Origin of the sequence: Pseudomonas sp. NPDC089422, from assembly GCF_044749405.1 — a bacterium.
Classification (GTDB): Bacteria; Pseudomonadota; Gammaproteobacteria; order Pseudomonadales; family Pseudomonadaceae; genus Aquipseudomonas.
This window is the reverse complement of record NZ_JBIVHW010000005.1, coordinates 395,929-419,882: the sequence shown is the minus strand read 5'-3', so window position 1 is coordinate 419,882 and position 23,954 is coordinate 395,929. Positions and strand designations below refer to the sequence as shown.

The following is a 23,954-nucleotide window of genomic DNA, read 5'->3' as shown; positions in this document are numbered from 1 at the left end:
CGATTATCGGACGTTTCCGGGGCGGGCAGCCTTGCCTGAGACCCCGGAGCATGGTTAGCTGACTAATAATTAGTTCTAGTCTATGAGTTGCTTATGCCCCTGACCGACAACCAACACCGCTTCGGCATGCAGCTGGCGCAGATGTCCCGTGGCTGGCGTGCCGAGCTGGATCGCCGTCTGGCCGGGCTCAACCTGTCCCAGGCGCGCTGGTTGGTGTTGTTGCACCTGGCCCGCTTCGAAGAGGCACCCACCCAGCGCGAGCTGGCGCAGAGCGTGGGCGTTGAAGGCCCGACCCTGGCACGGCTGCTCGACAGCCTGGAAGGCCAGGGGCTGGTGCGTCGCCAGGCGGTGATGGAGGACCGGCGGGCGAAGAAGATCCTGCTGTGCCCACCGGCCAAGCCGCTGATCGAGCAGATCGAGACCATCGCCAATGCCCTGCGCCTGGAACTGTTCACGGGCGTGGATGAGGCCGATCTGGAAGTGTGCATGCGGGTGCATGCCAAGATTCTCGCCAACCTCGAAAAATCCTGAATGCTCTGGGGCTGCTTCGCAGCCCTTTTGCGACACAAGGCCGCTCCTACTGGAACATGCAATACCCTGTAGGAGCGGCCTTGTGTCGCGAAAGGGCCGCAAAGCGGCCCCGGCCTGCTAGAAGGTATGACCCAGGTTCAGATACACCGCCTGCTCATTCGCAGTGTTGGCCCCATAACTCAGGTTCAATGGCCCCAGCGGCGTCTCCAGCCCCAGAAAGATGCTCGCCGCGTTGATGTAGCCACTGTCGAATTCGTTGTCGTTGTTCCACACCCGTCCACGCTCAAGCGACCCGCCGATATACAGCGGGAAGTCCAGCGGCAGATAGGCCCGCGGCGTCAGGCGCCGGTAGTACACCATCCGCAGCAGGCTGACGTTCTGCCCTGACACCGAGTCCTGGCGGAAACCCGACAGCTCCCTCGCACCCCCCATCACGAAACTCGAGGTCACCACCTCGGTATCGTCCAGCGTGCGCCCGTAGCGCCCACCCAGCACAAAGGTGTTCGCCCCGACGCTGAAAGCCTTGTCCAGGTTGATCAGCCACTGCCGGTAGTCTTCGTCCGAATCCAGCGACTTGTCGTACTTGCGAAAGGTCAGGCCGATGTCCTCGCCATGGTGCGGGAAGTACAGGTTGTCGAGGGTGTCGAACGAATACTTCAGCGCGTAGAAGCCTTCATTGAAGCTGACGCTGGGCAGGTCCTGATCGCCAATTCGCACCTCGGCCTCGCCCCAGGCCTTGCCCACGCCCAGACGCACTTCGCCGGAAGTGCCAATCTGGCGGCCGACATTGAGGCCGAAGCCGTAGCGCTCCAGCCGGTACTCGGCGATCGGGTCGTTGTCCAAGGTCGCTTCGATGTTCTGCGAACCGAAGTCCAGATAGGGCGCGACGAAGTAGCGCGACCCCACGTCCAGCGGCTGGTAGAACTCGCTGTACAACTCCTGCTGGTCACCGATCTGGGCACGGGTCAGCCATTCCGCGCCCAGTCGGTTGATGCCGTTCATGCGGTAGCTGGCGCCGAGGTTGAAGGCACTGTCGCCGCGCAGGTCGTCCGACAGGTTCAGGCCCAGGCGCAGGTAATCGGTGCCGCCGCGCTTGCCGCGGGCGTTGATCACCAGGATGTTGTCGTCGCCCTTGTGCACCACGCGGTACTGCACCCGGTCGAAGTAGTCCAGGCCATACAGGGTGCCCATGTCGGTCTGCAGGCGGTCGAGTGCCAGTGGCTCGCCAATCGGCTGGCGAATGTAATAGCGGATCACGTCGTCGCTGACCTTCGAGTCATTCTCTATTCGGATCGCGGTGATCACCGGTGTGCGCTGGCCCGGCGAGCGGGCCACGGCCAGGCTGGCGTCGCTCTCTGGTTGGCGCAGCGCGGCCAGGCGCGGGTCGAGCAGACGGGTGGCGCGGTAACCGGCGTCGATCATGTCCCGGGCACGGCCGAAGTCGGTAACGCCGAAGGCGGCCAGTTGTGGCTGGATCAGGATGTCGTCGCGATGCAGGCTGGCCAGCTGCTCCTCGGAGTTGCGCCGGGTCATCAGGGTGATCGACTGGTTGAGCACGTCGACCACCGTGGCCAGCTGCTTGCGGTCGCGCAGCGGGGTGCCGATGTCGACGACGATGGCCAGGTCGACGCCCATCTCCCGGGCCACGTCGAGCGGGATGTTGTCGACCATGCCGCCATCCACCAGCAGGCGGCCATCCAGCTCGACCGGGGCGAACACGGCCGGGATCGACATGCTTGCGCGAATCACCTGGGGCAGGTGACCGCGGCTGAACACCACCTTCTCGCCGCTGGCGATGTCGGTGGCCACGGCGCGGAAGGGGATCGGCAGCTTGTCGAAGTCACGGGTGTCGGCGGTATGGGCCAGCTTGCTTTCTAGCAGCAGCGCCAGGTTCTGGCCCTGGATAACCCCCAGTGGCAAGCCAAGGCTGCCGTCGTCGCGGAAGCTCAGCTTCTGTTTGACCAGGAAGTCGCGGTCATCCTGCTTGCGCCGGAACGGCACATCCTTGCGTGGCGGTGCATCGGACAGCGCCTGCTGCCAGTCCAGCGTGGTGGCGAGCTTTTCCAGCTCCTCGACACTGTAGCCGGAGGCATACAGCCCGCCCACCACGGCGCCCATGCTGGTGCCGGCGATGGCGTCGATGTGCACGCCCTGTTCCTCCAGGGCCTTGAGTACGCCGATATGGGCCAGGCCGCGGGCGGCACCACCCGACAACACCAGGCCGACCTTGGGGCGGGCAGGCTCGGCGGCGAACACGGTGAGGGCAGTGAGCGTCAGCAGAAGGCAGAACAGCAGGCGGCGCATCGTGAGTCTCAAACCTAAGGCTAAAGACCGCTAGTATAAGCGGCCCCTCATTTGGAGAAGCCTCAGCATGGCCGACAACAAGCCGGAAATCGTCATCACATATTGCACGCAGTGCCAATGGCTGCTGCGCGCTGCGTGGCTAGCCCAGGAACTGCTCAGCACCTTCGCCGACGACCTTGCTCGGGTGGCGTTGGAACCGGGCACCGGCGGCATCTTCCGCATCACCTGCGATGGCGTGCAGATCTGGGAGCGCAAGGCCGACGGTGGCTTCCCCGAGGCCAAGGTGCTCAAGCAGCGAGTACGCGACCAGATCGACCCGCAGCGCGACCTGGGCCACAACGATCGCTGATCAGGCGCCCTCGGCCACGACCTTGTGCCGGGGTGGCTGTTCGGCGGCCATGCGGCTCGACAGCACGATGGCGAAGATGATCAGCACGCCGCCCAGCAGCATGCGCAGGGTTGGCGTTTCGGCAAATACCGCCCAGGCGACGGCGATGCCGTAGACCGGTTCCATGGCGAACACCACGGCGGCGGTGCGCGCCTTGATCACCGCCAGGCTGGCCACGAACAGGCTGTGGGCGACGCCAGTGCAGAAGATCCCGAGCAAGGCGATCCACAACCAGTCCATGCGGGCGACCTGGCTCAGCCCCGGACCGGCGAAGGGCAGCAGGCACAAGCCGACCACCAGGTTCTGCCACAGCGCCGCCTGCACGGCGGGCAAGCGCCCGGAGCCAGCACGGTTGGTCAGCGACAGCAGTGAAAACAGCAAACCGGAGAGCAGGGCCCAGAGCAGGCCGCCGGTGGCCTGGCTGGCCAGGTCGAATGCCGGCGTGACCAGTATCAGGCCAATGCTGACCAGCACCACCAGCACGCCCTCGTTGCGGCGGATGCGCTCGCGGAACAACAGGCCTTCGAGGATGACGGTGAAGGCCGGGAAGCTGGCAAAGCCCAGGGTGGCGATGGCCACGCCGCCGACTTTCACCGCGATGAAGAAACTGACCCAGTGGCCGGCCAGCAGCACGCCGCCGAGCAGCAGGCGGCGTACGTCCTGGCCGCTCAGGCGTCGCCAGCCGGGGCCGGTGAGGCTGGCGAACAGCGCCAGGGCCAGCACGGCGAAGGCGGCCCGGCCAAAGACGATGATTGCCGGGCTGGCGCTGGCGGCCAGCTTGCCGAAGACGCCGGTCAAGCCGAAGAACAGCGCGCCGATGTGCAGGGCGCCAAGGGCAGTGCGGTGGTTCATGGTGGGTCCTTGCTCAAATCTTGACTGGCTGTGCCGGCCTCATCGCGGATAAATCCGCTCCTGCACGATGCCTGTAGGAGCGGATTTATCCGCGATGAGGCCGGCACAGGCGCAGTGTAAAACTTCAGGCAGACACTTTCTGTCGCCATCCTGCCGTCAGTTGTCGCCAGGCTCTCGCCGCATGGCCAGCGGCGAGCAACCAAATGCCCGTAGCATCGCCGCCGAAAAGGCACTCTGCGAGCTGTATCCCACCTGCACCGCAATTTCGCCCATCGGCAGCAAGGTCTGCGTGACCAGCCGCCGAGCCTTGAGCAGGCGCCGCTGGCGGATGTAGTCCATCGGTGTCATGCCACACTCGGCGCTGAACCGTGCATGCAGCCGAGCACTGGACAAGCCGGCAATACGCGCCAGGTCGGCCACCTGCAAGGGGTAGGCCGCCTGCTGTTCGATATGCGCATCGAATGCAGCATAGGGCAGGCGCTGGCTGGGGGTGACTCTGGCCGACGCGCCGGGGTTCAGGCAGGCCAGCAACAGCACCGCGCCTTGCCGGGCGATCAGCGGGTCGTCCATGGGGCTCGCCGCCAGCCAGTCCACCAGTTGCTGCTGGCGATCATCCAGCCCCAGTGCGCCAGGCTGGTCGAGCAGGCGTCGGCTGGCATCGGCATGCGCCCCCAGTTGCTCGTGCAACCAGTGCTCATCGGGCACATCCAGCACCAGGCAATCGCTGCCAATGTCGCTGCCGCAGGTGTGATGGGCGCCAGTGGGTACCACCATCAGCCCCTGGCGGGCAACCCTGGCGCCCTGGCCCTGCACCTCGAAATCCAGGCGACCGTGCAGGCCGAACACCAACTGCGGGTGTTCGTGACTGTGGGCGATCAGCTCATCGCGGTAGTGGCGCAAGGAAAGTATCGGGCCGGCCATGGGACATCCTCGTGGGGCTGTCAGCCATTGTGCCGCATTCCTGGCAGACCATCACTCGTCACATCCCTGCCACCAACCTGTCACCTGTGCCTGCCAGTCTCCAGCAAACAGCGCCGGAGCCTGCCCATGACCCATGTCGAACTCTCTCGCCCGTCACGCAAGCAGCGCGTGCGCACGTTGTGGATATCCGACGTGCACCTGGGCACGCGTGACTGCCAGGCCGAACACCTGTCGCAGTTCCTCAAGGGCTACCAGGCCGACCGCGTCTACCTGGTCGGCGATATCATCGATGGCTGGAAGCTGCGCAGCGGCATCTACTGGCCGCAGGCCCACACCAACGTGATCCGCCGCCTGCTGACCATGAGCAAGCGTGGCACAGAGGTGATCTACGTCACCGGCAACCATGACGAATTCCTGCGGCGTTACTCGAAGCTGATGCTGGGCAACATCCAGCTGGTGGACGAAGCCGAGCACCTGACCGCCGATGGCCGTCGCCTGCTGGTGATCCATGGTGACCAGTTCGACGTGATCACCCGTTATCACCACTGGCTGGCCTTTCTCGGCGACCGTGCCTACGAGTTCACCCTGGTGCTCAACCGCTGGCTCAACCATTGGCGCGCGCGCTACGGGTATGGCTACTGGTCGCTGTCGGCGTACCTCAAGCACAAGGTAAAGGGCGCGGTGAACTTCATCAGCGACTTCGAGGATGCGATTGCCCATGAGTGCACCCGTCGCGGCTTTCACGGTGTGGTCTGCGGGCACATCCACCATGCCGAGATTCGTCAGGTGGGGGAGGTGGAATACCTCAATTGCGGCGATTGGGTGGAATCGTGCACGGCACTGATCGAGCACTGGGATGGCAGCATCGAGTTGTATCGGCTGGCCGATGCCCAGGCCCGTCAGGCCGAGGCCGCGACAGCCCTGCGTGAGCCGGCCTAGAGGCTGATCCTGCCGAGCAGGATGTCGCGGAACATGGCGAAATCGCCGATCAGGCTATACCACGGGTGCTTGAACGTCGCCGGTTTGTTCCGCTCGTAGAAGAAATGCCCGACCCAGGCGAAGCCGTACCCGCAAAATGGTACTGCCAGCAGCAGCAACCACTTGCCGCTACCAATGGTGTAGGCGAGCAAGGCAATCACCAGGCTGGTACCGACGAAGTGCAGGCGTCGGCAGGTGGGGTTGCTGTGTTCCCCCAGGTAATACGGATAGAACTCGGCGAAACTGCGAAACTGCACGGTGCTGGTCATGGGCAGTGCTCCGGGATTATCACTTTTGGACAGGATACACGGCGTGGAGCCTGAATCGAGTCTAGAGTCATTGGCGGGGCCGGCCAGTGACAATAGGCGCCAAATGAGTATCCTTGGGGTTCACCGCATGAAGCGGTCAGTAAAAGAAGCCTGCCATGAGTGAAAGAACCACGTCTGCCAGCTGGGCATCAGGGATTGTCAAGGCGCTGGAGCTGGAAGGGCTCGACTGCCCGGCCATGTTCAAGCAGTTGGGGCTGGATTTCGCTGCACTCGACGACCCGGATGCACGCTTCCCGCAGGACGCCATGACCCGCCTCTGGCAACTGGCGGTCGAGCTTTCGGGCAACGAGGCTATCGGCCTGAACATGGCGCGGGTGGTGCGCCCGGCTTCGTTCCATGTGGTGGGCTATGCGTTGATGTCCAGCCGCACCCTGGCCGAAGGTTTCGAGCGGCTGGTGCGCTACCAGCGCATCATTGCCGAAAGCTCCGACCTGAGCTTCATCCTCGGCCCTGAAGGCTATTCGCTGATTCTTACCGTGCACGGCGATCACCTGCCACCCACCCGGCACAGCGCCGAAGCGTCGCTGGCCTGCGCACTGGCCTTGTGCAAATGGCTCAGTGGCCGGCCGGTGCAGCCGCGGCGGGTGCTGGTGCAGGGGCCACAGCCGAAGGATATCGAGCCGTACAAGGTGGCATTCCATTCCCCGCTCATATTCGGTGCTCCCCACGATGCACTGGTGTTCGAGCGAGCCGACATGGAGGCGCCATTGCCCACCGCCAACGAAGCCATGGCCATCCTGCATGACCGCTTTGCCGGCGAATACCTTGCGCGCTTCTCGGAAAGCCGAGTGACTCACCGGGTGCGCCAGGTGCTGTGCCGCATCCTGCCGCAAGGGGAACCCAAGCGCGAAACCCTGGCCCAGGCCCTGCACCTGTCCCAGCGCACCTTGCAGCGCCGCCTGCAGGAAGAAGGTACCAGCTTCCAGACGTTGCTCGACGATACTCGCCGCGAGCTGGCCGAGCAGTACCTGGCCCAGCCAGGCATGACCCTGCTGGAAACCGCCTACCTGCTGGGTTTTGCCGACCCGAGCAACTTCTACCGGGCGTTTCGCCGCTGGTTCGATGTGACCCCCAGCGAGTACCGCGCCCGGCTCGGCGCGGAGCCCGCCGAGGTCAGTGACGCCAGAACGCCGGCATGCACAACACCAGCACCGTGATGATCTCAAGGCGGCCGAGCAGCATGCCGGTGGCGAGGATCCACTTGGCGGCATCCGGCAGCGTCGAGTAGTTGCCCGAAGGGCCGACCACTTCACCCAGGCCCGGGCCGACGCCGGACACGGTGCCGGCAGCGCCAGTCAGTGCGGTCATCCAGTCAACGCCCAGCAGCGACAACAGCAGGGCCATCACACAGATGGTGATGGCGAAGAAGAACGAGAAAGTCAGGATCGAGCGAACGATCTCTTCGTCCAGGCGATGGCCGTTGTACTTCTGCTTGATCACCGCGCGCGGGTGGATCAGCTGGTTGAGGCTGGCCTTGAGCAGGATGTAGGCCACCTGGAAACGGAAGATCTTGATACCGCCGGCGGTGGAGCCGGAGCAGCCGCCGACGAAGCCCAGGTAGAAGAACAGCATCAGCGAGAAGTTGCCCCACAGGCTGTAGTCGCCCAGGGCGAAGCCAGTGGTGGTGACCACCGAGGTGACGTTGAGCGCCACGTGGCGCAGGGCGTCGAGCCAGTGCAGGTTGGTGGTGTACCAGTACCAGGTGCCGAGCACGATCCAGGTCACCACCAGCATGCCCAGCAAACCTTGCACCTGCTGGTCGCGGATCAGCGCCTTGCGGTTGCCGCGCAAGGTCGCCACGTACAGCGTGAAGGGCAGGCTGCCCAGGATCATCACCACCACCGCGACCCAGTGCACGGCGGGAATGTCCCACTTGGCCAGCGACTGGTCGGAGGTCGAGAAGCCACCGGTGGAGATTGCCGACATGGCATGGTTGATGGCATCGAACGGGCTCATGCCGGCCCACCAGAAGGCCAGTGCGCCAAAGATCGAGAAGCCCAGGTACACACCGACGATCGACTTGGCGACCATGTGCGAGCGCGGCATGACCTTTTCCGAGCGGTCCGACGATTCGGTCTGGAACAGGCGCATGCCACCGATGCGCAGCAGCGGCAGGATCGCCACCGCCATGGCGATGAAGCCGATGCCGCCGAGCCAGTGCAGCATCGAGCGCCACATCAGGATGCCCGGTGACATGCTGTCGAGCCCGCTGAGCACCGTGGCGCCGGTGGCGGTGATGCCGGACATGCTCTCGAAGAAGGCGTCGGTGTAACTGATGTGCTGGGTCAGGAGGAAGGGCAGGGCGGCGAAGATGCACACCACCACCCAGCTGCTGACGGTCAGCAGGTACATGTCGCGCGGGCGCAGGTGGACGTGCTCGGGGCGGCCCTGCAGGACCATGGCCAGGCCGGCGATGAAGGTCATCAGGCTGGACCAGAGGAACGACGGCAGGTCGCCGGTGCGTTCGAAGATCACCAGAGTCGCCATGGGCACGACCATGCTGACCGCCAGGGTGATCAGGAAGATGCCGATGATGAAACCAATGATCCTTAAGGTCGGCAACGCCATGTGATCTGCTCTGACTCGAAACGGAAGGGCGCCATTCTACCTATGGGTCTGGTGATGTAAACGCTAGAATGGCCGCACATTCACCTGCCAGGAGGGTAGCCGATGGAGGCTCTCGACGCATTGCTCAACCGTGTTTCCGTGCCGCGCCTGACCGAACCTGCACCCAACGAGGCCCAGCGCGAGGCGCTGTTCCAGGCCGCCTTGCGTGCACCGGATCACGGCCAGCTGCGGCCGTGGCGCTTCCTGACCATCGAGGGTCAGGGCCGCGACAAGCTCGGTGAACTGTTCGCCGAAGCGCTGCAGCACAAGGGTGACGCCAGCCAGGCTGCACTGGACAAGGCCCGCGCGATGCCGCTGCGTGCGCCGTTGCTGATCGTGGTGATCGCCAGGCTGCAGGACCACTTCAAGGTGCCCAAGTCCGAGCAGCGCCTGGCGGCGGGTTGCGCGGCCCATGGCATCCTGATTGCGGCGCATGCCCAGGGGATCGGCGCGGTGTGGCGCACCGGTGACATGGCGTTCGATGCCCATGTGCACAAAGGGCTGGGCCTGGCCGAGAATGAGGAGCTGATTGGCTACCTGTATGTCGGCACGCCGCTGGCTGAGCCGCGTACGGCGCCTATCCTTGAGACTGCCCAGTACGTCAGCGCCTGGGGCGAGTAATGCAGGGGGCTGCAAAGCAGCCCCATTGGCCCTATCAGCCGGCAGCGATGTTCTCAGGCAACTCCAACCGGGCCACGAACCCACCCTGCGGGTGATTCTTCAGCAGCAGGCTGCCGCCATGCCGCTCGGCCGCCTTGCGCGCAATGGCCAGGCCCAGCCCATGCCCTGCTGCCTCCTGCCCCGGCGCCCGGAAGAACGGCTCGCCCAACTGCGCCAGATGTTCCGGCGCCACCCCTGGCCCATGGTCGCGCACGCTCAGCACGATCTTGTCCTGCTCGCGCTGCGCGCTGATCTCGATCGGCTGCCCCTCCGGGTTGAAGCGCAGGGCATTGCGCACCAGGTTGTCCACGGCACGCTCGATCAGCGTCGGCCAGCCTTCCAGCGTCAGCCCCGGTTGCGCCTCCAGCTTCACCTCCTGCTCCGGCGCACTGAGCTGAGCGTCCTTGCGCACGCTGCCGAGCAGCGCGTTGAGGTCGACAGGCTCGGCATGGGCCTGCTCGGCATCGACCCTGGCCAAGGTCAGGATTTCGCTGATCAGGTCTTCCAGTCGGTCGCATTCACGGGTCAGGCGTGGCCACAGGGCCAGGCGCTGTTCGGTTTCGGCGCGCTCGGCCAGGGCCAGGGCAATGCGCAGGCGGGCCAGCGGTGAGCGCAGCTCGTGGGACACGTCGCGCAGCAGCTGGCGCTGGCTGCCGATCAGGCTCTGCAGGCGTGCCCCCATCTTGTTGAAGTCCTTGGCCAGCACACCGAACTCGTCACGCCGGGCCGCCAGGCGGGCCAGGCTGTTCTGTTGGTAGCTGGCCTGGCCAAGGTCGTGCACGGCGCCGCGCAGGCGGCTCAGCGGGCGGGTGATCGACAGGGTGACCAGCAGGCTGAACAAGGTCAGCACTACCAAGGCGATGCCCAAGGCACTCAGCGGCCAGAGCAGGCTCTCACGGTGCCAGGCGTCCAGCTCCGGGTGCGGGATGCGGTAGATCAACAGGTAGGTGTTGCCGCTGTCGGGGCTGGTGTATTCCTCGGTCAGCCGGCGCCACGGCAGGCGGCGCTCGTCATTGTGCTGACGCGCCTCGAACGCCGCCGCGCGGCGCGGGAAGGTGCCAGGCACCACGGCATCGCCGCTGTCGTCGAGCACCTGCACATCGATCTTGTAGCGCTCCTTGCGTCGCTCCAGGAAGGCCTGGGCAGACTCCAGGCCCTCCTGCTCGTAATGCTTGGCCCAATGGCTGGCCATGGTCTTGAGGCCGGGGTGGCGGCTGAGGATCCAGGCGTCCTGGTTGAGCATGTGCCCGAGCAGGATCGACAGGCCCGCGACCAGGGTGATAGCCAGCCAGAAGCTGGCCAGGATGCGCCAGAACAGAGAACGCAAGAGCACCTCCTGAAAACGGGAAAAGCCCGGCCCGCTTGAGGGCGGGCCGGGCATTGGGAGGACAGCTTACTGGGCCTTGCCAGCTTTTTCAGCTTTCCAGGCCTGGAACTCCTTCCATTCAGCCTTGCGTGCTTCGCGTTCCTTTTGCAGTTCGTCGAACTTCTTCTGCTGGTCAGGCTTGAGCAGCGCGCGGACCTGGCTGTCGGTCTTGTCGTGGCTGGCCTTGAGTTCGTCCTGCATGGCCTTCTGGTCGGCTGCCGGCAGCTTGTTCAGGTAACGCTCGGTGATTTCGCGGCGGTTCTGCATCTGCTCGCCCATCAGCTTGCCGATCTGCTGGCGCTGGTCGCGGCTCAGGTCCAGTTGGGCGAAAGGCGCATCACCGCGATGATGCGGGCCGTCGTGACGCTGGCCGCCTTCAGGCATGGCCATGGCCACGGTTGGCAGGGCGGCGGCGAACATCAGGGCGATAAGGGTCTTGCGCATGGTGTCTCTCCTGTCATGGGCCGGTGTTTACCGGATGAGCTCAGTCTAGGGAGATCAAGGTCAAGCGCAGTCAGCGGACGGTAAAGGCAGGGTAAAGATGGGGCACAGGCGGCCCCATGCAGGTTTACAGGCTGTAGTAATAACCGCGGCTACGCAGTGCGACGATCCGCGCCCGCCCATCGGCATGCGGCCCGATCTTCTTGCGCAGGTTGCTGACGTGCATGTCCAGGCTGCGGTCGTACAGGGTCAGCTTGCGCCCCAAGGCGATCTGCGCCAGTTCCTGTTTGTCCAGCGGCTCGCCCGGCTGGCGCAGCAGCGCCTCAAGGATGCGGCTTTCGGACAGCGTCAGGCTCATGTCGCGGCCATCGATGCTGACCACGCCGCGCACCGGGCTGAACGCCAGGTCGCCGACCTCCAGCTGGGTGGTGGTGGCGGTGGGGTGGCTGCGGCGCAGCACGGCGCGCAGGCGGGCGGTGAGCTCACGGGGGTCGCAGGGCTTGGCCAGGTAATCGTCGGCACCCAGCTCCAGGCCGAGAATGCGGTCCAGGGGTTCGCCACGGGCCGACAGCATCAGCACCGGCAGCTCGGCGTGTTCGCTGCGCAGCTGCTTGAGCAGCTCCAGGCCGCTGCCGTCGGGCAGCATCACATCCAGCACCACGGCTGCCGGGGCCTGCTCGGCCAATGCCTGGCGCGCGCTCTGGCCATCGTGGCAGGCACGTACCGCAAAACCTTCCTGGGTCAGCCAGCTGCCGAGCAGCTCGCAGAGTTCCTGGTCATCATCAATCAGTAACAGCTCGCTCATGACTCACTCAATTCAAATCGACGGCGTCTGACGCGCTCGCCAGTGGCAAAGATACCGCAGACTGGGGACGAGTGTGCAATTCGAGCGGGGGAGGTTGCGTCACCGACTAGATCGGCGACGCGGTGGCCGGTCAGGGCAGGACTTGCTTGAACGGCTTGACGATGACCTTGTCGTACACGCCCGCGGCGATGTATGGGTCGGCATCGGCCCAGGACTGGGCGGCGGCCAGGGAGTCGAACTCGGCGACGATCAGGCTGCCGCTGAAGCCGGCTTCACCTGGGTCGTTGCTGTCGATGGCCGGGTGCGGGCCGGCCAGCACCACGCGGCCTTCGGCCTTGAGCTGTTGCAGGCGCTCGATGTGTGCCGGGCGTGCGGCCAGGCGTTTTTCCAGGGAGTTCGCGACGTCGCTGGCGATGATGGCGTAGAGCATGTCAATCCTTGGGTTTGGAGGTGGAAGGGTCGTCGTGCAGGTGACGCGACAGGTACACACCCTGCGCCACCAGGAAGATCACGGTCATGCCCAGGCTGCCGAACACCTTGAAGTCGACCCAGAAGTTCTGGAAGGTGAAGGCCACGAACAGGTTGGCGGCGCCGCAGAACACGAAGAAGGCGATCCAGGCCACGTTCAGGCGCGCCCAGATGGCATCGGGCAGGGTCAGCGCGTGGCCCATGATGCGTTTGATCAGCACCCGGTCGCCGATGAAGTGGCTACCGGCGAAGCCCAGGGCGAACAGCCAGTTGACCACCGGTGCCTTCCACTTGAGGAAGGTTTCGCTGTGGAAGGTCAGGGTCAGGCCACCGAACACCAGGCAGGCGATCAGGGTCAGCCACTGGCCCTTCTCCAGCTTGCGCTGGCGCAGGAACAGCGCGCCGTACACCACCAGCGAGCTGATGATCAGCATCGCCGTGGCGCTGTAGATGCCGCCGAATTCGAAGCTGTGGCCAGCGACGTCCAGCGGGCGCGGGTCGAGCTTGTAGACGATGAAGAACAGCAGCAGCGGGATGAAATCGATGAATTGTTTCACAATGGCAGCCAGAATCGGGATGTGACGGCATAATAACAAACATCGATTCCAGCGAAAGCGCTCCTCCATGAATGTTGATCTGCACTGTCACAGCACGGCCTCCGACGGCGCCCTGTCGCCCACGGACCTGGTCGCCCGGGCCCATGAGCACGGGGTGCAAACGCTGGCACTGACTGACCACGACACCCTCGAGGGCCTGCCCGAAGCGCGCCAGGCCTGCCACGCGCGCGGCATGCACTGGGTCAGCGGGGTAGAGCTGTCGTGCACCTGGGGGGGCGCGACCATTCACGTGCTGGGCTACCACTTCCCGCTCGATGCGCCACCTTTGCTCCAGGCCATCGAGGCCCTGCACCGTGGCCGCTGGTTGCGCGCCGAGGAAATCGACAAACGGTTGGCGGCCAAGGGCATGCCGGGTGCCCTCGACGGCGCGCGCGCCGTGCAGCAGGAACTGGGGGACAGCGGCAACGCCCCGGCGCGGCCGCATTTTGCCGAATTCATGGTGCGCGCCGGGCATGTCAAGGACCGTGGCGAAGCCTTCCGCAAGTGGCTGGGGGCCGGCAAGCTGGGCGACGTCAAGCAGCACTGGCCGACGCTTGAAGAAACTGTGGCCACCCTGCGTCAGTCCAACGCTTGGGTGAGCCTTGCGCATCCCATGCACTACGATCTGACCCGCAGCAAGCGCAGGCGGCTGATTGCCGACTATATTCAGGCAGGCGGGCAGGCACTTGAAGTGGTCAACGGGATGATGCCGGCCGAGCAGGTGGGCACGATGTCCATCCTTACCCGTGAGTTCGGCCTGCTGGCAAGCGCTGGCAGCGATTTCCACGGCCCCGGCACCTGGGGCGAGATCGGTGCCTACCGGCCATTGCCCGAGGACTTGCCACCTCTGTGGCGTCGATTCAGCCATGAACAGCCTATGGCGCTATGAACAGGACGACTTCGTGAGCCAATTTTTCCAGATTCATCCGGAGAACCCTCAGCCGCGCCTGATCCGCCAGGCGGTGGAGATCATCCGCAAGGGCGGCGTGGTGGTCTACCCGACCGACTCGGCCTATGCCCTGGGTTGCCAGATCGGCGACAAGGCGGCGATCGAGCGGGTGCGCCGCCTGCGCGGCCTGGACAAGACCCACAACTTCACCCTGATGTGCTGCGACATGTCGCAGCTGGGGCTGTACGCCAAGGTCGACACCGGCACCTTCCGCCTGCTAAAGGCCCATGTGCCCGGGCCCTACACCTTCATCCTCAACGGTACCCGCGAAGTGCCGCGCCTGCTGCTGCATGAAAAGCGCCGCACCATCGGCCTGCGCGTGCCGGACCACGTCATCACCCTGGCGCTGCTGGCCGAACTGGGCGAGCCGCTGATGAGCGTCAGCCTGATCCTGCCGGGTGACACGGAGCCGATGACCGACCCCTACGAGATCCGCGAGCGCCTGGAGCACCATGTCGACCTGGTGATCGATGGCGGCTTCGGCGACCTCAAGGCTTCGACCATCATCGACCTGTCCGGCGACGAGCCTGAACTGATCCGTGAAGGTTGCGGCGACCCCACGCCGTTCATGGTCAACGCGTGAGCCAGGTGGAAGCACCCGAGGCGCCGGCCGAACAGATCGAGCCGTCGCCACAGCAGTTGCAGCTGGCGCTGGTCTATGGCGAAGCGCTGACCGAAATGCCGGTAGACCTGTACATTCCGCCGGACGCCCTGGAAGTCATCCTCGAAGCCTTCGAGGGCCCGCTGGACCTGCTGCTGTACCTGATCCGCAAGCAGAACATCGACATCCTCGACATCCCGGTGGCGGAAATCACCCGCCAGTACATGGGCTACGTCGAGCTGATGAAGAGCGTGCGCCTGGAACTGGCCGCCGAATACCTGGTGATGGCCGCCATGCTCGCCGAGATCAAGTCGCGCATGCTGCTGCCGCGCTCGGCCGAGGTCGAGGAAGAGGAGGGCGACCCACGCGCCGAGCTGATCCGCCGCCTGCAGGAGTATGAACGCTTCAAGGCCGCCGCCGAAGGCATCGACGAGCTGCCGCGGGTGGGCCGCGACGTCGTCGTGCCGCGTCTTGAGGCCCCCCAGGCCAAGGTGCGCAAGCTGCTGCCGCAGGTCAGCCTGGAGGAGTTGTTGGTGTCCATGGCCGAGGTCATGCGCCGCAACGACTTGTTCGAAAGCCACCAGATCACCCGTGAGACGCTGTCCACTCGCGAGCGCATGAGCGACGTGCTGGAGCGCCTCAAGGGCGGCGCCTTCGTGCCGTTCGTCGAGCTGTTCACCCCTGAGGAGGGCAAACTCGGCGTGGTGGTGACCTTCATGGCGATCCTCGAGCTGGTGAAGGAATCGCTGGTCGAACTGGTGCAGAATGAGCCCTTTGCGCCGATCCATGTGCGGCTGCGCCCCGAGTCTGTCGAAGAACCTGATGAATCTGAATGAACCCCGCGACCTCGCGTCGCTGATCGAAGCCTTCCTGCTCGCCTCGGGCAAGCCGCAGTCCCTCGAGCGCCTCTACGAGCTGCTCGAAGAGGCCGAGCGGCCCGAGCCGAAAGTCTTCAAGAAAGCCCTGGAAGTGCTCGCCAAGTCCTGCGCCGGGCGGGCTTTCGAGCTAAAGGAAGTGGCCAGCGGTTACCGCTTGCAGATTCGTGAAGATTTCGCGCCCTGGGTTGGCCGGCTGTGGGAAGAGCGCCCGCAGCGTTATTCCCGGGCCTTGCTCGAAACCATGGCGCTGATTGCCTACCGCCAGCCCATCACCCGTGGCGAAATCGAGGATGTGCGCGGCGTGGCGGTCAACAGCAACATCATCAAGACGCTGATGGAGCGCGAGTGGATTCGCGTGGTCGGTTACCGCGAGGTGCCCGGGCGCCCGGCGATGTTCGCCACCACCAAGGCGTTTCTCGATCACTTCAACCTCAAGAGCCTGGACGAGCTGCCAGCGCTGGCCGAACTGCGCGAGATGGAGCCGGAGCCGCTGCTCGACCCGGATGATGCCCCGGTGCCGGCGCACATACAGGCCTTGGCCGATGCCAGCCTGGGCGAAGGAGACGCAGTCGGTGAGCCGAAGGAAGAGACCAGCTTCCGCAGCCTGCTGGTTGAGCTCGATGCCATGGAGGAAGGGCTGAAGACCGACTTCGACGACCTTCGCGAGGAAGAGCCTGAGGCCTCGGTGGAGGAAGAAGGCAAGTCCGAACCTTGATTTTTCTGTTGCCTGTCCCGCGAAGAGGCCAGCAACGCCTACATCACCATTAGGCAGAATTCACGCCCAAAGCCCACAAAACCCTCTACCCTGCAGTGCGTTCCCCCAGCGAACCGCGTATGATGCGCGGCCTTTTGGCGCGTTCGTCGCCAGAAACCTGTTTTCATTCCTACACCGGGAGGTGCCCAGATGAGTGAGCAAGACCTGCAAAATACCGAAATCACCCCGCCAGCCGGCGAAAAACTGCAGAAAGTGCTGGCGCGCATCGGCGTCGGTTCGCGCCGTGATGTCGAGGCCTGGATCAGCCAGGGCCGCATCAAGGTCAATGGCGTCGAGGCCACCCTCGGCCTGCGCGTCGACCTGCACGACGCCATCACCGTCGATGGCAAGCTGATCAAGCGCGAAGAGGCCGCCGAGGCCACGCGCCGGGTGATCATGTACAACAAGCCCGATGGCGAGATCTGCACCCGTGACGACCCGGAAGGCCGCCCGACCGTGTTCGACCGCCTGCCGCGGCCGAAGGAAGGCCGCTGGATCAACATCGGCCGCCTGGACATCAACACCACCGGCTTGCTGCTGTTCACCACCGACGGTGAACTGGCCAACCGCCTGATGCACCCGTCCTACGAGATGGACCGCGAATACGCCGTGCGCGTGCGGGGTGAAGTCGACGACGAGATGATCGATCGCCTGAAGGCGGGCGTGATGCTCGAAGACGGCCCGGCCAAGTTCACCGACATCCAGAAGGCACCGGGCGGCGAAGGCTTCAACCACTGGTACCACTGCGTGGTGATGGAAGGCCGTAACCGTGAAGTACGCCGCCTGTGGGAGTCCCAGGGCATGGTGGTCAGCCGCCTGAAACGCGTGCGCTTCGGCCCGGTGTTCCTCAACTCCGACCTGCCGATGGGCCGCTGGCGCGAAATGACCCAGGGCGAAATCGACATCCTGGCCGCTGAAGTGGGCTTGCAGCCGGTGGCGCTGCCAACCCTGAACCTCAAGGCCAAGGACAAGATGGAGCGCCTGCAGCGCAAGTCGAGCCGGCCGATGGGTCGCAACGAGCGCGTGCGCAGCCTGCGCCCGGCCCATGAAGGCGGTGCTGCAACCGCTGAGCGCCCGGCACGTCAGCCGCGCGATACTTCGGGGGAGCGCCCGACTCGTCAGTCGCGTGACGAAGCACCGCGCAAAGGCAGCCGTGGCAGCGCCGTGGCCGAGCGCCCGAGCGAAATGCGCAAGCGCCCATCCAAGCCTGACGGTGACAAGCCGGCTGGCCGTGGGCGCAGCAAGCCGCGTGGTTGATTGCTCTGTGCAGCAATGAGAAACCAGCCTTCGGGCTGGTTTTTTTATGCCTGTGAGAATCTGAGGTTGCGCAGCAGCCCCAAGATATTGAACAAAAAGAAATTTTCGGACGACTGGCAAGTTTCCAAACCACCCTGTAAAGAAATTTATACGCAGCTACCCGAATTCAGCCTGCAATTCGGAATTTTCCTGTTCGTGTAAACAGAACTTGCCACGCCGCCCGCCGCAAAGCCCTGGCCTCCATCCCGCCCGGTCTTGCTCAAACCCCCGTACCACGGTGATATAGCGCTCATTGCCGTGTGCAAAAGCCCGTCCACAGAGCCGGGCCAACAGAACAACAAATGGAGGCGCCATGTACGCCGATCACTTCGCCTTTTCAGGCGCCTACCACAGGATCGCTGCGTTTTTTCCCGAGGAAACGATGCAACGCGTTGACGTCTGCGCGTTTGCAGGGGTATACAGTGCGCCGCGTTTTACCTGTGACCCTCTTGCGTACCGCGCACTCTTGCCCATACCAGGCTGATCCGCCCCGGCGGCACCCATTGGCAGGAAACCCAAGGTAACCACCTTGCCCATTCCGCTGCGCCACGAGCGCGGTGGGTCCGATTCCGTCACAGATAAAAACAATGCAGGTGACTTCGTTCATGAGTGGACAAAACATGCATTCAGGCGAGCTCAAGCGGGGCCTGAAGAACCGCCACATCCAGTTGATCGCCCTCGGCGGCGCGATTGGTACCGGCCTGTTCCTCGGCTCGGCAGGCGTGATGAAATCCGCCGGCCCGTCGATGATCCTGGGTTACGCCATCTGCGGCTTCATCGCCTTCATGATCATGCGCCAGCTCGGCGAGATGATCGTCGAAGAGCCGGTGGCCGGCTCGTTCAGCCACTTTGCGCACACCTACTGGGGTGGTTTCGCCGGCTTCCTGTCGGGCTGGAACTGCTGGGTGCTGTACATCCTGGTCGGCATGTCGGAGCTGTCGGCGGTGGGCAAGTATGTTCACTACTGGTGGCCGGAGATCCCGACCTGGGTCACGGCGGCAGCGTTCTTCGTGCTGATCAATGCCATCAACCTGATGAACGTGAAGTTCTTCGGTGAGGCCGAGTTCTGGTTCGCCATCATCAAGGTCGTGGCCATCGTCAGCATGATCGGCCTGGGCGCCTACCTGCTGACCAGCGGCAACGGTGGCCCGGACGCCTCGGTGAGCAACCTGTGGAGCCACGGTGGCTTCTTCCCGCATGGTGTCAGCGGCCTGGTGATGGCCCTGGCGTTCATCATGTTCTCGTTCGGTGGCCTGGAAATGCTCGGCTTCACCGCCGCCGAGGCCGACAAGCCGAAGACCGTGATCCCGAAGGCGATCAATCAGGTCATCTACCGCATCCTGATCTTCTATGTCGGTGCCCTGGTCGTGCTGCTGTCGCTGACTCCATGGGACAACCTGGTGGCCAGCATCGATGCCTCCGGCGGCAGCTACGGCAGCAGCCCGTTCGTCCAGGTGTTCTCGCTGCTGGGCAGCGACGTGGCGGCCAACCTGCTGAACTTCGTGGTCCTGACCGCAGCGCTGTCGGTGTACAACAGTGGCACCTACTGCAACGCCCGCATGCTGCTGGGCATGGCCGAGCAGGGTGATGCTCCGGCCTCGCTGGCCAAGGTCGACAAGCGTGGCGTGCCGGTGCGTTCGATCCTGGTGTCGGCGGCCGTGACCCTGATCGCCGTGCTGCTCAACTACCTGATGCCGCAGAATGCGCTGGAGCTGCTGATGTCGCTGGTGGTCGCGACCCTGGTGATCAACTGGGCGATGATCAGCTACTCGCACCTGAAATTCCGTCAGCACCTTGACCGTGTTGGCCAGAAGCCGCTGTTCAAGGCGCTGTGGTACCCCTACGGCAACTACGTGGTACTGGCCTTCGTGGTGCTGATCCTGGGCATCATGCTGATGATTCCGGGCATCCAGGTGTCGGTGTACGCGATCCCGGTGTGGCTGGCAGCGATGCTGGTGGCCTACCTGGCCAAGGGCAAGCGCCGGCCGCAGGCCAATGGCACTGCCGGTACCGTGGCCAAGTAAGCGGTGATGGTTTGAAGAAACCCGATGTCAGGAGACTGGCATCGGGTTTTTTGTTGCCTGTGGCCGGCCTCAGATCTGTTCCAGCAACCAGCTGCGAAATGCCCTCAATGAAGGCAGTGCCTCGTTCCTGGGCGGGTAAATCAGGTAATAACTGCGCTGGCTGGCAAACGCCGCCCCCGGGCTGAACAACTCACCCTTGGCCAACTCTTCCTCCACCAGAATCCTCGGCACCAGGCCGATGCCGATCCCGGCCCGCACCGCCTGAATCAGGTGCGAGGTCAGTTCGAAGCTCGGCCCCAGGCGCATCGCCCGGTGCGGCAGGCCGTGGTGCGAAAACCACTCGCCCCAGGCATGCGGGTTGTTGGCCACGTTCAACAGCACCTCTTCACTGATCCGTGCCGGGCCCCAGCCTTGGTCATCGCCACCCGCTTCAGGTGGCAGGATGACCACCAGTTCCTCGGCGTGCAGCCGGTGGCAGATCAAGCCTGGCAAGTCGTGACTGGCCACGCCGATGGCGGCGTCGATCTCGCTGGTGTCGAAGTTGATCGCTTCGATGCGTGAATGAATATGCACCAGCATGCCCGGGTGGGCGCTATAGAACGCATGCAGGCGCGGCAGCAGCCACTTCGAGCCGAAGGTGGGCAGGGTAGCCAGGCGCAGGGTGCCGACCCCGGACTGGTAGGCCAGCGCCTGCAAGGTGGCACTGCGGATGCGCCCCAGGGCTTCGCTCAACTCGCGCTGGTACAGCCGGCCGACGTCGGTCAGCTGCACCTGGCGGCCCTCGCGGCGGAACAGGGTCAGGCCCAGTTGCTGTTCCAGCGCCTGTACCTGGCGGCTGACCGCGCTCTGGGTCAGCGACAGTTCGGCGGCGGCGCGGGTGTAGCTTTCATGCCGGGCGGCGGCCTCGAAAGCCAGCAGCAGCGACATGGACGGTGTCAGGTGGCGGTAATTCATTCATAAAAGTCATTGATAGCGGCAGGATTATCCGTTTGCCCCTGAAGCGAAACTACAGGAACATTGGCCTATACGTCATCCCTGCATGAAACCATGCATGCCGGAGCGACAGGATTCCCGTGAATTAGCCCATATCAAGAGGCCATCCTTCGATGATCGCCCAGCTGTCGACCCTTGCGCCGAGCGCCAACTACCCCGAATTCCTCGAAGCCCTGCGCAACAGCGGCTTCCGTGGCCAGATCAGCGCCGACTACGGCACCCGTACGGTGCTGGCCACCGACAACTCGATCTACCAGCGCCTGCCCCAGGCGGCGGTGTTCCCGCTGGACGCCGATGACGTGGCGCGCGTTGCCACGCTGATGGGCGAGCCGCGTTTCCAGCAGGTCAAGCTGACCCCGCGTGGTGGCGGTACCGGCACCAACGGCCAGTCGCTGACTGACGGCATCGTCGTCGACCTGTCGCGGCACATGAACCAGATCCTCGAAATCAACGTCGAGGAGCGCTGGGTGCGGGTCCAGGCCGGGACCGTCAAGGACCAGCTCAACGCCGCGCTCAAGCCACATGGCCTGTTCTTCGCCCCTGAGCTGTCCACCTCCAACCGCGCCACCGTCGGCGGCATGATCAACACCGATGCCAGCGGCCAAGGCAGTTGCACCTACGGCAAGACCCGCGACCACGTGCTGGAACTGCACAGCGTGCTGCTCGGCGGCGAGCGCCTGCACAGCCTGCCGATCGACGACGCCGCGCTGGCACAGGCCTGCGCCGCGCCAGGCCGGGTCGGCGAGGTGTACCGCATGGCCCGGGAGATCCAGGAAACCCAGGGTGAACTGATCGAGACCACCTTCCCCAAGCTCAATCGTTGCCTGACCGGCTATGACCTCGCGCACCTGCGCGACGAGCAGGGCCGCTTCAACCTCAACAGCGTGCTGTGCGGTGCCGAGGGTTCGCTCGGCTATGTGGTCGAAGCCAAGCTCAATGTGCTGCCGATCCCGAAGTACGCCGTGCTGGTCAACGTGCGCTACACCAGCTTCATGGATGCCCTGCGCGACGCCAATGCCCTGATGGCGCTCAAGCCGCTGTCGATCGAAACGGTCGACTCCAAGGTGCTGATGCTGGCGATGAAGGACATCGTCTGGCACAGCGTTGCCGAATATTTCCCGGCCGACCCCGAGCGCCCGACCCTGGGCATCAACCTGGTGGAGTTCTGTGGCGACCAGCCGGCCGAGGTCAACGCCCGGGTTCAGGCGTTCATCGACCATCTGCAAAGCGACACCAGCGTCGAGCGCCTGGGCCACACCCTGGCCGAGGGCGCCGAAGCGGTGACCCGCGTCTACACCATGCGCAAGCGCTCGGTGGGCCTGCTCGGCAACGTCGAGGGCGAAGTACGCCCGCAGCCGTTCGTGGAAGACACGGCCGTGCCGCCGGAGCAGCTGGCCGACTACATCGCTGACTTCCGCGCGCTGCTCGATGGCTACGGCCTGGCCTACGGCATGTTCGGCCACGTCGATGCCGGCGTGCTGCACGTGCGCCCGGCGCTGGACATGAAAGACCCGGCCCAGGCCGCGCTGGTCAAGCCGATTTCCGACGCGGTGGCGGCGCTGACCAAAAGCTACGGCGGCCTGCTGTGGGGTGAGCACGGCAAGGGCCTGCGTTCGGAATACGTGCCGGAGTACTTCGGTGAGCTGTACCCGGCGCTGCAGCGGCTGAAGGGTGCCTTCGACCCGCACAACCAGCTCAATCCGGGCAAGATCTGCACACCGCCGGACAGCGTCGAAGGCCTGACCCCGGTGGATGGCGTGACCTTGCGCGGTGACCTTGACCGTACCATCGACGAGCGCGTGTGGCAGGACTTCCCCAGCGCCGTGCACTGCAACGGCAACGGCGCCTGCTACAACTACGACCCCAACGACGCCATGTGCCCGTCGTGGAAAGCCACCCGCGAACGCCAGCATTCGCCCAAGGGGCGTGCCTCGCTGATGCGCGAATGGCTGCGCCTGCAAGGGGAGGCCAACATCGACGTGCTGGCGGCGGCGCGCAACAAGGTGTCGTGGCTCAAGGGCCTGCCGGCGCGGCTGCGCAACAACCGCGCGCGCAACCAGGGCCAGGAAGACTTTTCCCATGAGGTGTACGACGCCATGGCCGGTTGCCTGGCGTGCAAGTCGTGCGCCGGGCAGTGCCCGATCAAGGTCAACGTGCCGGACTTCCGCTCGCGCTTCCTCGAGCTGTACCACGGCCGCTACCAGCGCCCGCTGCGTGACTACCTGATCGGCTCGCTGGAATTCACCATCCCGTACCTGGCCCATGCACCTGGCCTGTACAACGCGGTGATGGGCTCGAAGTGGGTCAGCAAGCTGTTGGCGGACAAGGTCGGCATGGTCGACAGCCCGCTGATCAGCCGCTTCAACTTCCAGTCGACCCTGACCCGCTGCCGTGTCGGCGTGGCCAGCGTGCCAGCCCTGCGTGAGCTGACCCCGGCCCAGCGCGAGCGCAGCATCGTGCTGGTGCAGGATGCCTTCACCCGCTACTTCGAGACGCCGCTGCTGGCTGCGTTCATCGAGCTGGCCCATCGCCTGGGTCACCGAGTGTTCCTGGCGCCCTACAGCGCCAACGGCAAACCACTGCACGTGCAGGGCTTCCTCGGTGCCTTCGCCAAGGCGGCGATCCGCAATGCGACCCAGCTCAAGGCCCTGGCCGATTGCGGCGTGCCGCTGGTGGGCCTGGACCCGGCGATGACCCTGGTCTATCGCCAGGAGTATCAGAAGGTGCCAGGCCTCGAAGCGTGCCCGCAGGTGCAGCTGCCGCAGGAGTGGCTGATGGATGTGCTGCCGGAGCAGGCGCCGACCGCGCCGGGCAACTTCCGCCTGATGGCGCACTGCACCGAGAAAACCAACGTGCCGGCCAGCACCAAGCAGTGGGAGCAAGTGTTTGCCCGTCTGGGGCTGAAGCTGGTGACCGAGGCCACCGGCTGCTGTGGCATGTCCGGTACCTACGGCCACGAGGCGCGCAACCAGGAGACTTCGCGAACCATCTTCGAGCAGTCGTGGGCGACCAAGCTGGACAAGGACGGCGAGGCGCTGGCCACCGGCTACTCGTGCCGCAGCCAGGTCAAGCGGATGACCGAGCGGCAGCTGCGCCATCCGCTGGAAGTCGTGTTGCAGTACGCCAAGCGCTGATTTTCAGGGCCCTGGGGGCTGCTGCGCAGCCCTTTCGCGACACAAGGCCGCTCCTACAGGAGAACGCGATCCCCTGTAG

23 protein-coding genes are annotated in these 23,954 nt (G+C 64.7%); 12 read left to right on the top strand and 11 right to left on the bottom strand.

Features of this window, described 5'->3' with window-relative positions:
• The first annotated feature begins 93 nt into the window (after nt 1–93).
• Nucleotides 94–531, top strand: coding sequence for a MarR family transcriptional regulator (locus tag ACIPZ8_RS12550; RefSeq protein ID WP_400723269.1), 438 nt, complete (start codon nt 94–96; stop codon nt 529–531).
• 117 nt (nt 532–648) lie between these two features.
• Here ACIPZ8_RS12550 and ACIPZ8_RS12545 read toward each other — a convergent pair whose 3' ends face one another.
• Nucleotides 649–2,835 (bottom strand): patatin-like phospholipase family protein, encoded by a 2,187-nt coding sequence (locus ACIPZ8_RS12545; protein ID WP_400723266.1) that lies wholly within the window; start codon nt 2,833–2,835, stop codon nt 649–651.
• A gap of 67 nt (nt 2,836–2,902) precedes the next feature.
• On the opposite strand from ACIPZ8_RS12545, the gene ACIPZ8_RS12540 reads away from it, so the two are divergent.
• Nucleotides 2,903–3,184 carry a SelT/SelW/SelH family protein gene (locus ACIPZ8_RS12540; protein ID WP_400723263.1) on the top strand — a complete coding sequence of 94 codons (282 nt, stop codon included), beginning with the start codon at nt 2,903–2,905 and terminating at the stop codon, nt 3,182–3,184.
• On the opposite strand, the gene ACIPZ8_RS12535 is transcribed toward ACIPZ8_RS12540, so the two are convergent.
• Entirely contained in the window at nt 3,185–4,075 is an 891-nt protein-coding gene (locus ACIPZ8_RS12535) for a DMT family transporter (RefSeq protein ID WP_400723260.1), read from the bottom strand. It abuts the gene before it with no gap.
• 156 nt (nt 4,076–4,231) lie between these two features.
• On the bottom strand, nt 4,232–4,996 hold the full coding sequence (locus tag ACIPZ8_RS12530) for a helix-turn-helix domain-containing protein (protein WP_400723257.1): 765 nt from the start codon (nt 4,994–4,996) through the stop codon (nt 4,232–4,234).
• A gap of 126 nt (nt 4,997–5,122) precedes the next feature.
• On the opposite strand from ACIPZ8_RS12530, the gene ACIPZ8_RS12525 reads away from it, so the two are divergent.
• On the top strand, nt 5,123–5,935 hold the full coding sequence (locus ACIPZ8_RS12525; RefSeq protein WP_400723254.1) for a UDP-2,3-diacylglucosamine diphosphatase: 813 nt from the start codon (nt 5,123–5,125) through the stop codon (nt 5,933–5,935).
• Here the strand turns inward: ACIPZ8_RS12525 and ACIPZ8_RS12520 are convergent.
• A complete protein-coding gene (locus ACIPZ8_RS12520) occupies nt 5,932–6,243 on the bottom strand; it encodes an Mpo1-like protein (RefSeq protein ID WP_400723251.1) in 312 nt (103 codons plus the stop codon). The genes ACIPZ8_RS12525 and ACIPZ8_RS12520 overlap by 4 nt on opposite strands.
• A gap of 155 nt (nt 6,244–6,398) precedes the next feature.
• Here ACIPZ8_RS12520 and ACIPZ8_RS12515 point away from each other — a divergent pair, with 155 nt between their 5' ends.
• Entirely contained in the window at nt 6,399–7,460 is a 1,062-nt protein-coding gene (locus tag ACIPZ8_RS12515) for an AraC family transcriptional regulator (RefSeq protein WP_400723248.1), read from the top strand.
• Here ACIPZ8_RS12515 and ACIPZ8_RS12510 read toward each other — a convergent pair.
• Entirely contained in the window at nt 7,417–8,871 is a 1,455-nt protein-coding gene (locus ACIPZ8_RS12510) for a TrkH family potassium uptake protein (RefSeq protein ID WP_400723245.1), read from the bottom strand. The two genes, ACIPZ8_RS12515 and ACIPZ8_RS12510, sit on opposite strands and share 44 nt — an antisense overlap.
• Nucleotides 8,872–8,973: 102 nt before the next feature.
• Between ACIPZ8_RS12510 and ACIPZ8_RS12505 the strand changes: the two genes are divergently transcribed.
• Nucleotides 8,974–9,531 (top strand): nitroreductase family protein, encoded by a 558-nt coding sequence (locus tag ACIPZ8_RS12505; protein ID WP_400723242.1) that lies wholly within the window; start codon nt 8,974–8,976, stop codon nt 9,529–9,531.
• 34 nt (nt 9,532–9,565) lie between these two features.
• Here the strand turns inward: ACIPZ8_RS12505 and ACIPZ8_RS12500 are convergent, their stop codons facing one another.
• From ACIPZ8_RS12500 to ACIPZ8_RS12480, 5 genes are all read right to left on the bottom strand, one after another.
• A complete protein-coding gene (locus ACIPZ8_RS12500; RefSeq protein WP_400723239.1) occupies nt 9,566–10,903 on the bottom strand; it encodes an ATP-binding protein in 1,338 nt (445 codons plus the stop codon).
• 60 nt (nt 10,904–10,963) lie between these two features.
• Nucleotides 10,964–11,380, bottom strand: a complete 417-nt coding sequence (locus ACIPZ8_RS12495) for a Spy/CpxP family protein refolding chaperone (RefSeq protein ID WP_400723236.1) — start codon at nt 11,378–11,380, stop codon at nt 10,964–10,966.
• Between the two features lie 124 nt (nt 11,381–11,504).
• Nucleotides 11,505–12,182, bottom strand: a complete 678-nt coding sequence (locus ACIPZ8_RS12490; RefSeq protein ID WP_400723233.1) for a response regulator transcription factor — start codon at nt 12,180–12,182, stop codon at nt 11,505–11,507.
• 130 nt (nt 12,183–12,312) lie between these two features.
• Nucleotides 12,313–12,612: a YciI family protein gene (locus tag ACIPZ8_RS12485; protein WP_400723230.1), complete on the bottom strand. Its 300-nt coding sequence runs from the start codon at nt 12,610–12,612 to the stop codon at nt 12,313–12,315.
• A gap of 1 nt (nt 12,613) precedes the next feature.
• Complete coding sequence (locus ACIPZ8_RS12480) at nt 12,614–13,207, bottom strand: septation protein A (RefSeq protein ID WP_400723227.1); 594 nt, start codon at nt 13,205–13,207, stop codon at nt 12,614–12,616.
• Nucleotides 13,208–13,274: 67 nt separating this feature from the next.
• On the opposite strand from ACIPZ8_RS12480, the gene ACIPZ8_RS12475 reads away from it, so the two are divergent.
• The 6 genes from ACIPZ8_RS12475 (at nt 13,275) to ACIPZ8_RS12450 (ending at nt 19,748) form a co-directional block, all read left to right on the top strand.
• Entirely contained in the window at nt 13,275–14,135 is an 861-nt protein-coding gene (locus ACIPZ8_RS12475; RefSeq protein ID WP_400723224.1) for a PHP domain-containing protein, read from the top strand.
• Between the two features lie 13 nt (nt 14,136–14,148).
• Nucleotides 14,149–14,778 (top strand): L-threonylcarbamoyladenylate synthase, encoded by a 630-nt coding sequence (locus ACIPZ8_RS12470; RefSeq protein WP_400723296.1) that lies wholly within the window; start codon nt 14,149–14,151, stop codon nt 14,776–14,778.
• A gap of 128 nt (nt 14,779–14,906) precedes the next feature.
• Nucleotides 14,907–15,632 carry a ScpA family protein gene (locus tag ACIPZ8_RS12465; protein WP_163986004.1) on the top strand — a complete coding sequence of 242 codons (726 nt, stop codon included), beginning with the start codon at nt 14,907–14,909 and terminating at the stop codon, nt 15,630–15,632.
• Entirely contained in the window at nt 15,619–16,389 is a 771-nt protein-coding gene (gene scpB, locus ACIPZ8_RS12460; protein ID WP_400723221.1) for an SMC-Scp complex subunit ScpB, read from the top strand. Before ACIPZ8_RS12465 ends, scpB begins: the two co-directional genes overlap by 14 nt.
• Before the next feature lie 189 nt (nt 16,390–16,578).
• Nucleotides 16,579–17,685 (top strand): 23S rRNA pseudouridine(2605) synthase RluB, encoded by a 1,107-nt coding sequence (gene rluB / locus ACIPZ8_RS12455; protein WP_400723218.1) that lies wholly within the window; start codon nt 16,579–16,581, stop codon nt 17,683–17,685.
• A 644-nt stretch (nt 17,686–18,329) separates the two neighbouring features.
• The gene (locus tag ACIPZ8_RS12450) at nt 18,330–19,748 is read left to right on the top strand and encodes an amino acid permease (protein WP_400723215.1); all 1,419 of its coding nucleotides are present in this window, start codon (nt 18,330–18,332) and stop codon (nt 19,746–19,748) included.
• Between the two features lie 69 nt (nt 19,749–19,817).
• Here ACIPZ8_RS12450 and ACIPZ8_RS12445 read toward each other — a convergent pair whose 3' ends face one another.
• Nucleotides 19,818–20,702 (bottom strand): LysR substrate-binding domain-containing protein, encoded by an 885-nt coding sequence (locus ACIPZ8_RS12445; protein WP_400723212.1) that lies wholly within the window; start codon nt 20,700–20,702, stop codon nt 19,818–19,820.
• A gap of 152 nt (nt 20,703–20,854) precedes the next feature.
• Between ACIPZ8_RS12445 and ACIPZ8_RS12440 the strand changes: the two genes are divergently transcribed.
• Nucleotides 20,855–23,875 (top strand): FAD-binding and (Fe-S)-binding domain-containing protein, encoded by a 3,021-nt coding sequence (locus ACIPZ8_RS12440; RefSeq protein WP_400723209.1) that lies wholly within the window; start codon nt 20,855–20,857, stop codon nt 23,873–23,875.
• Nucleotides 23,876–23,954: the final 79 nt, after the last annotated feature.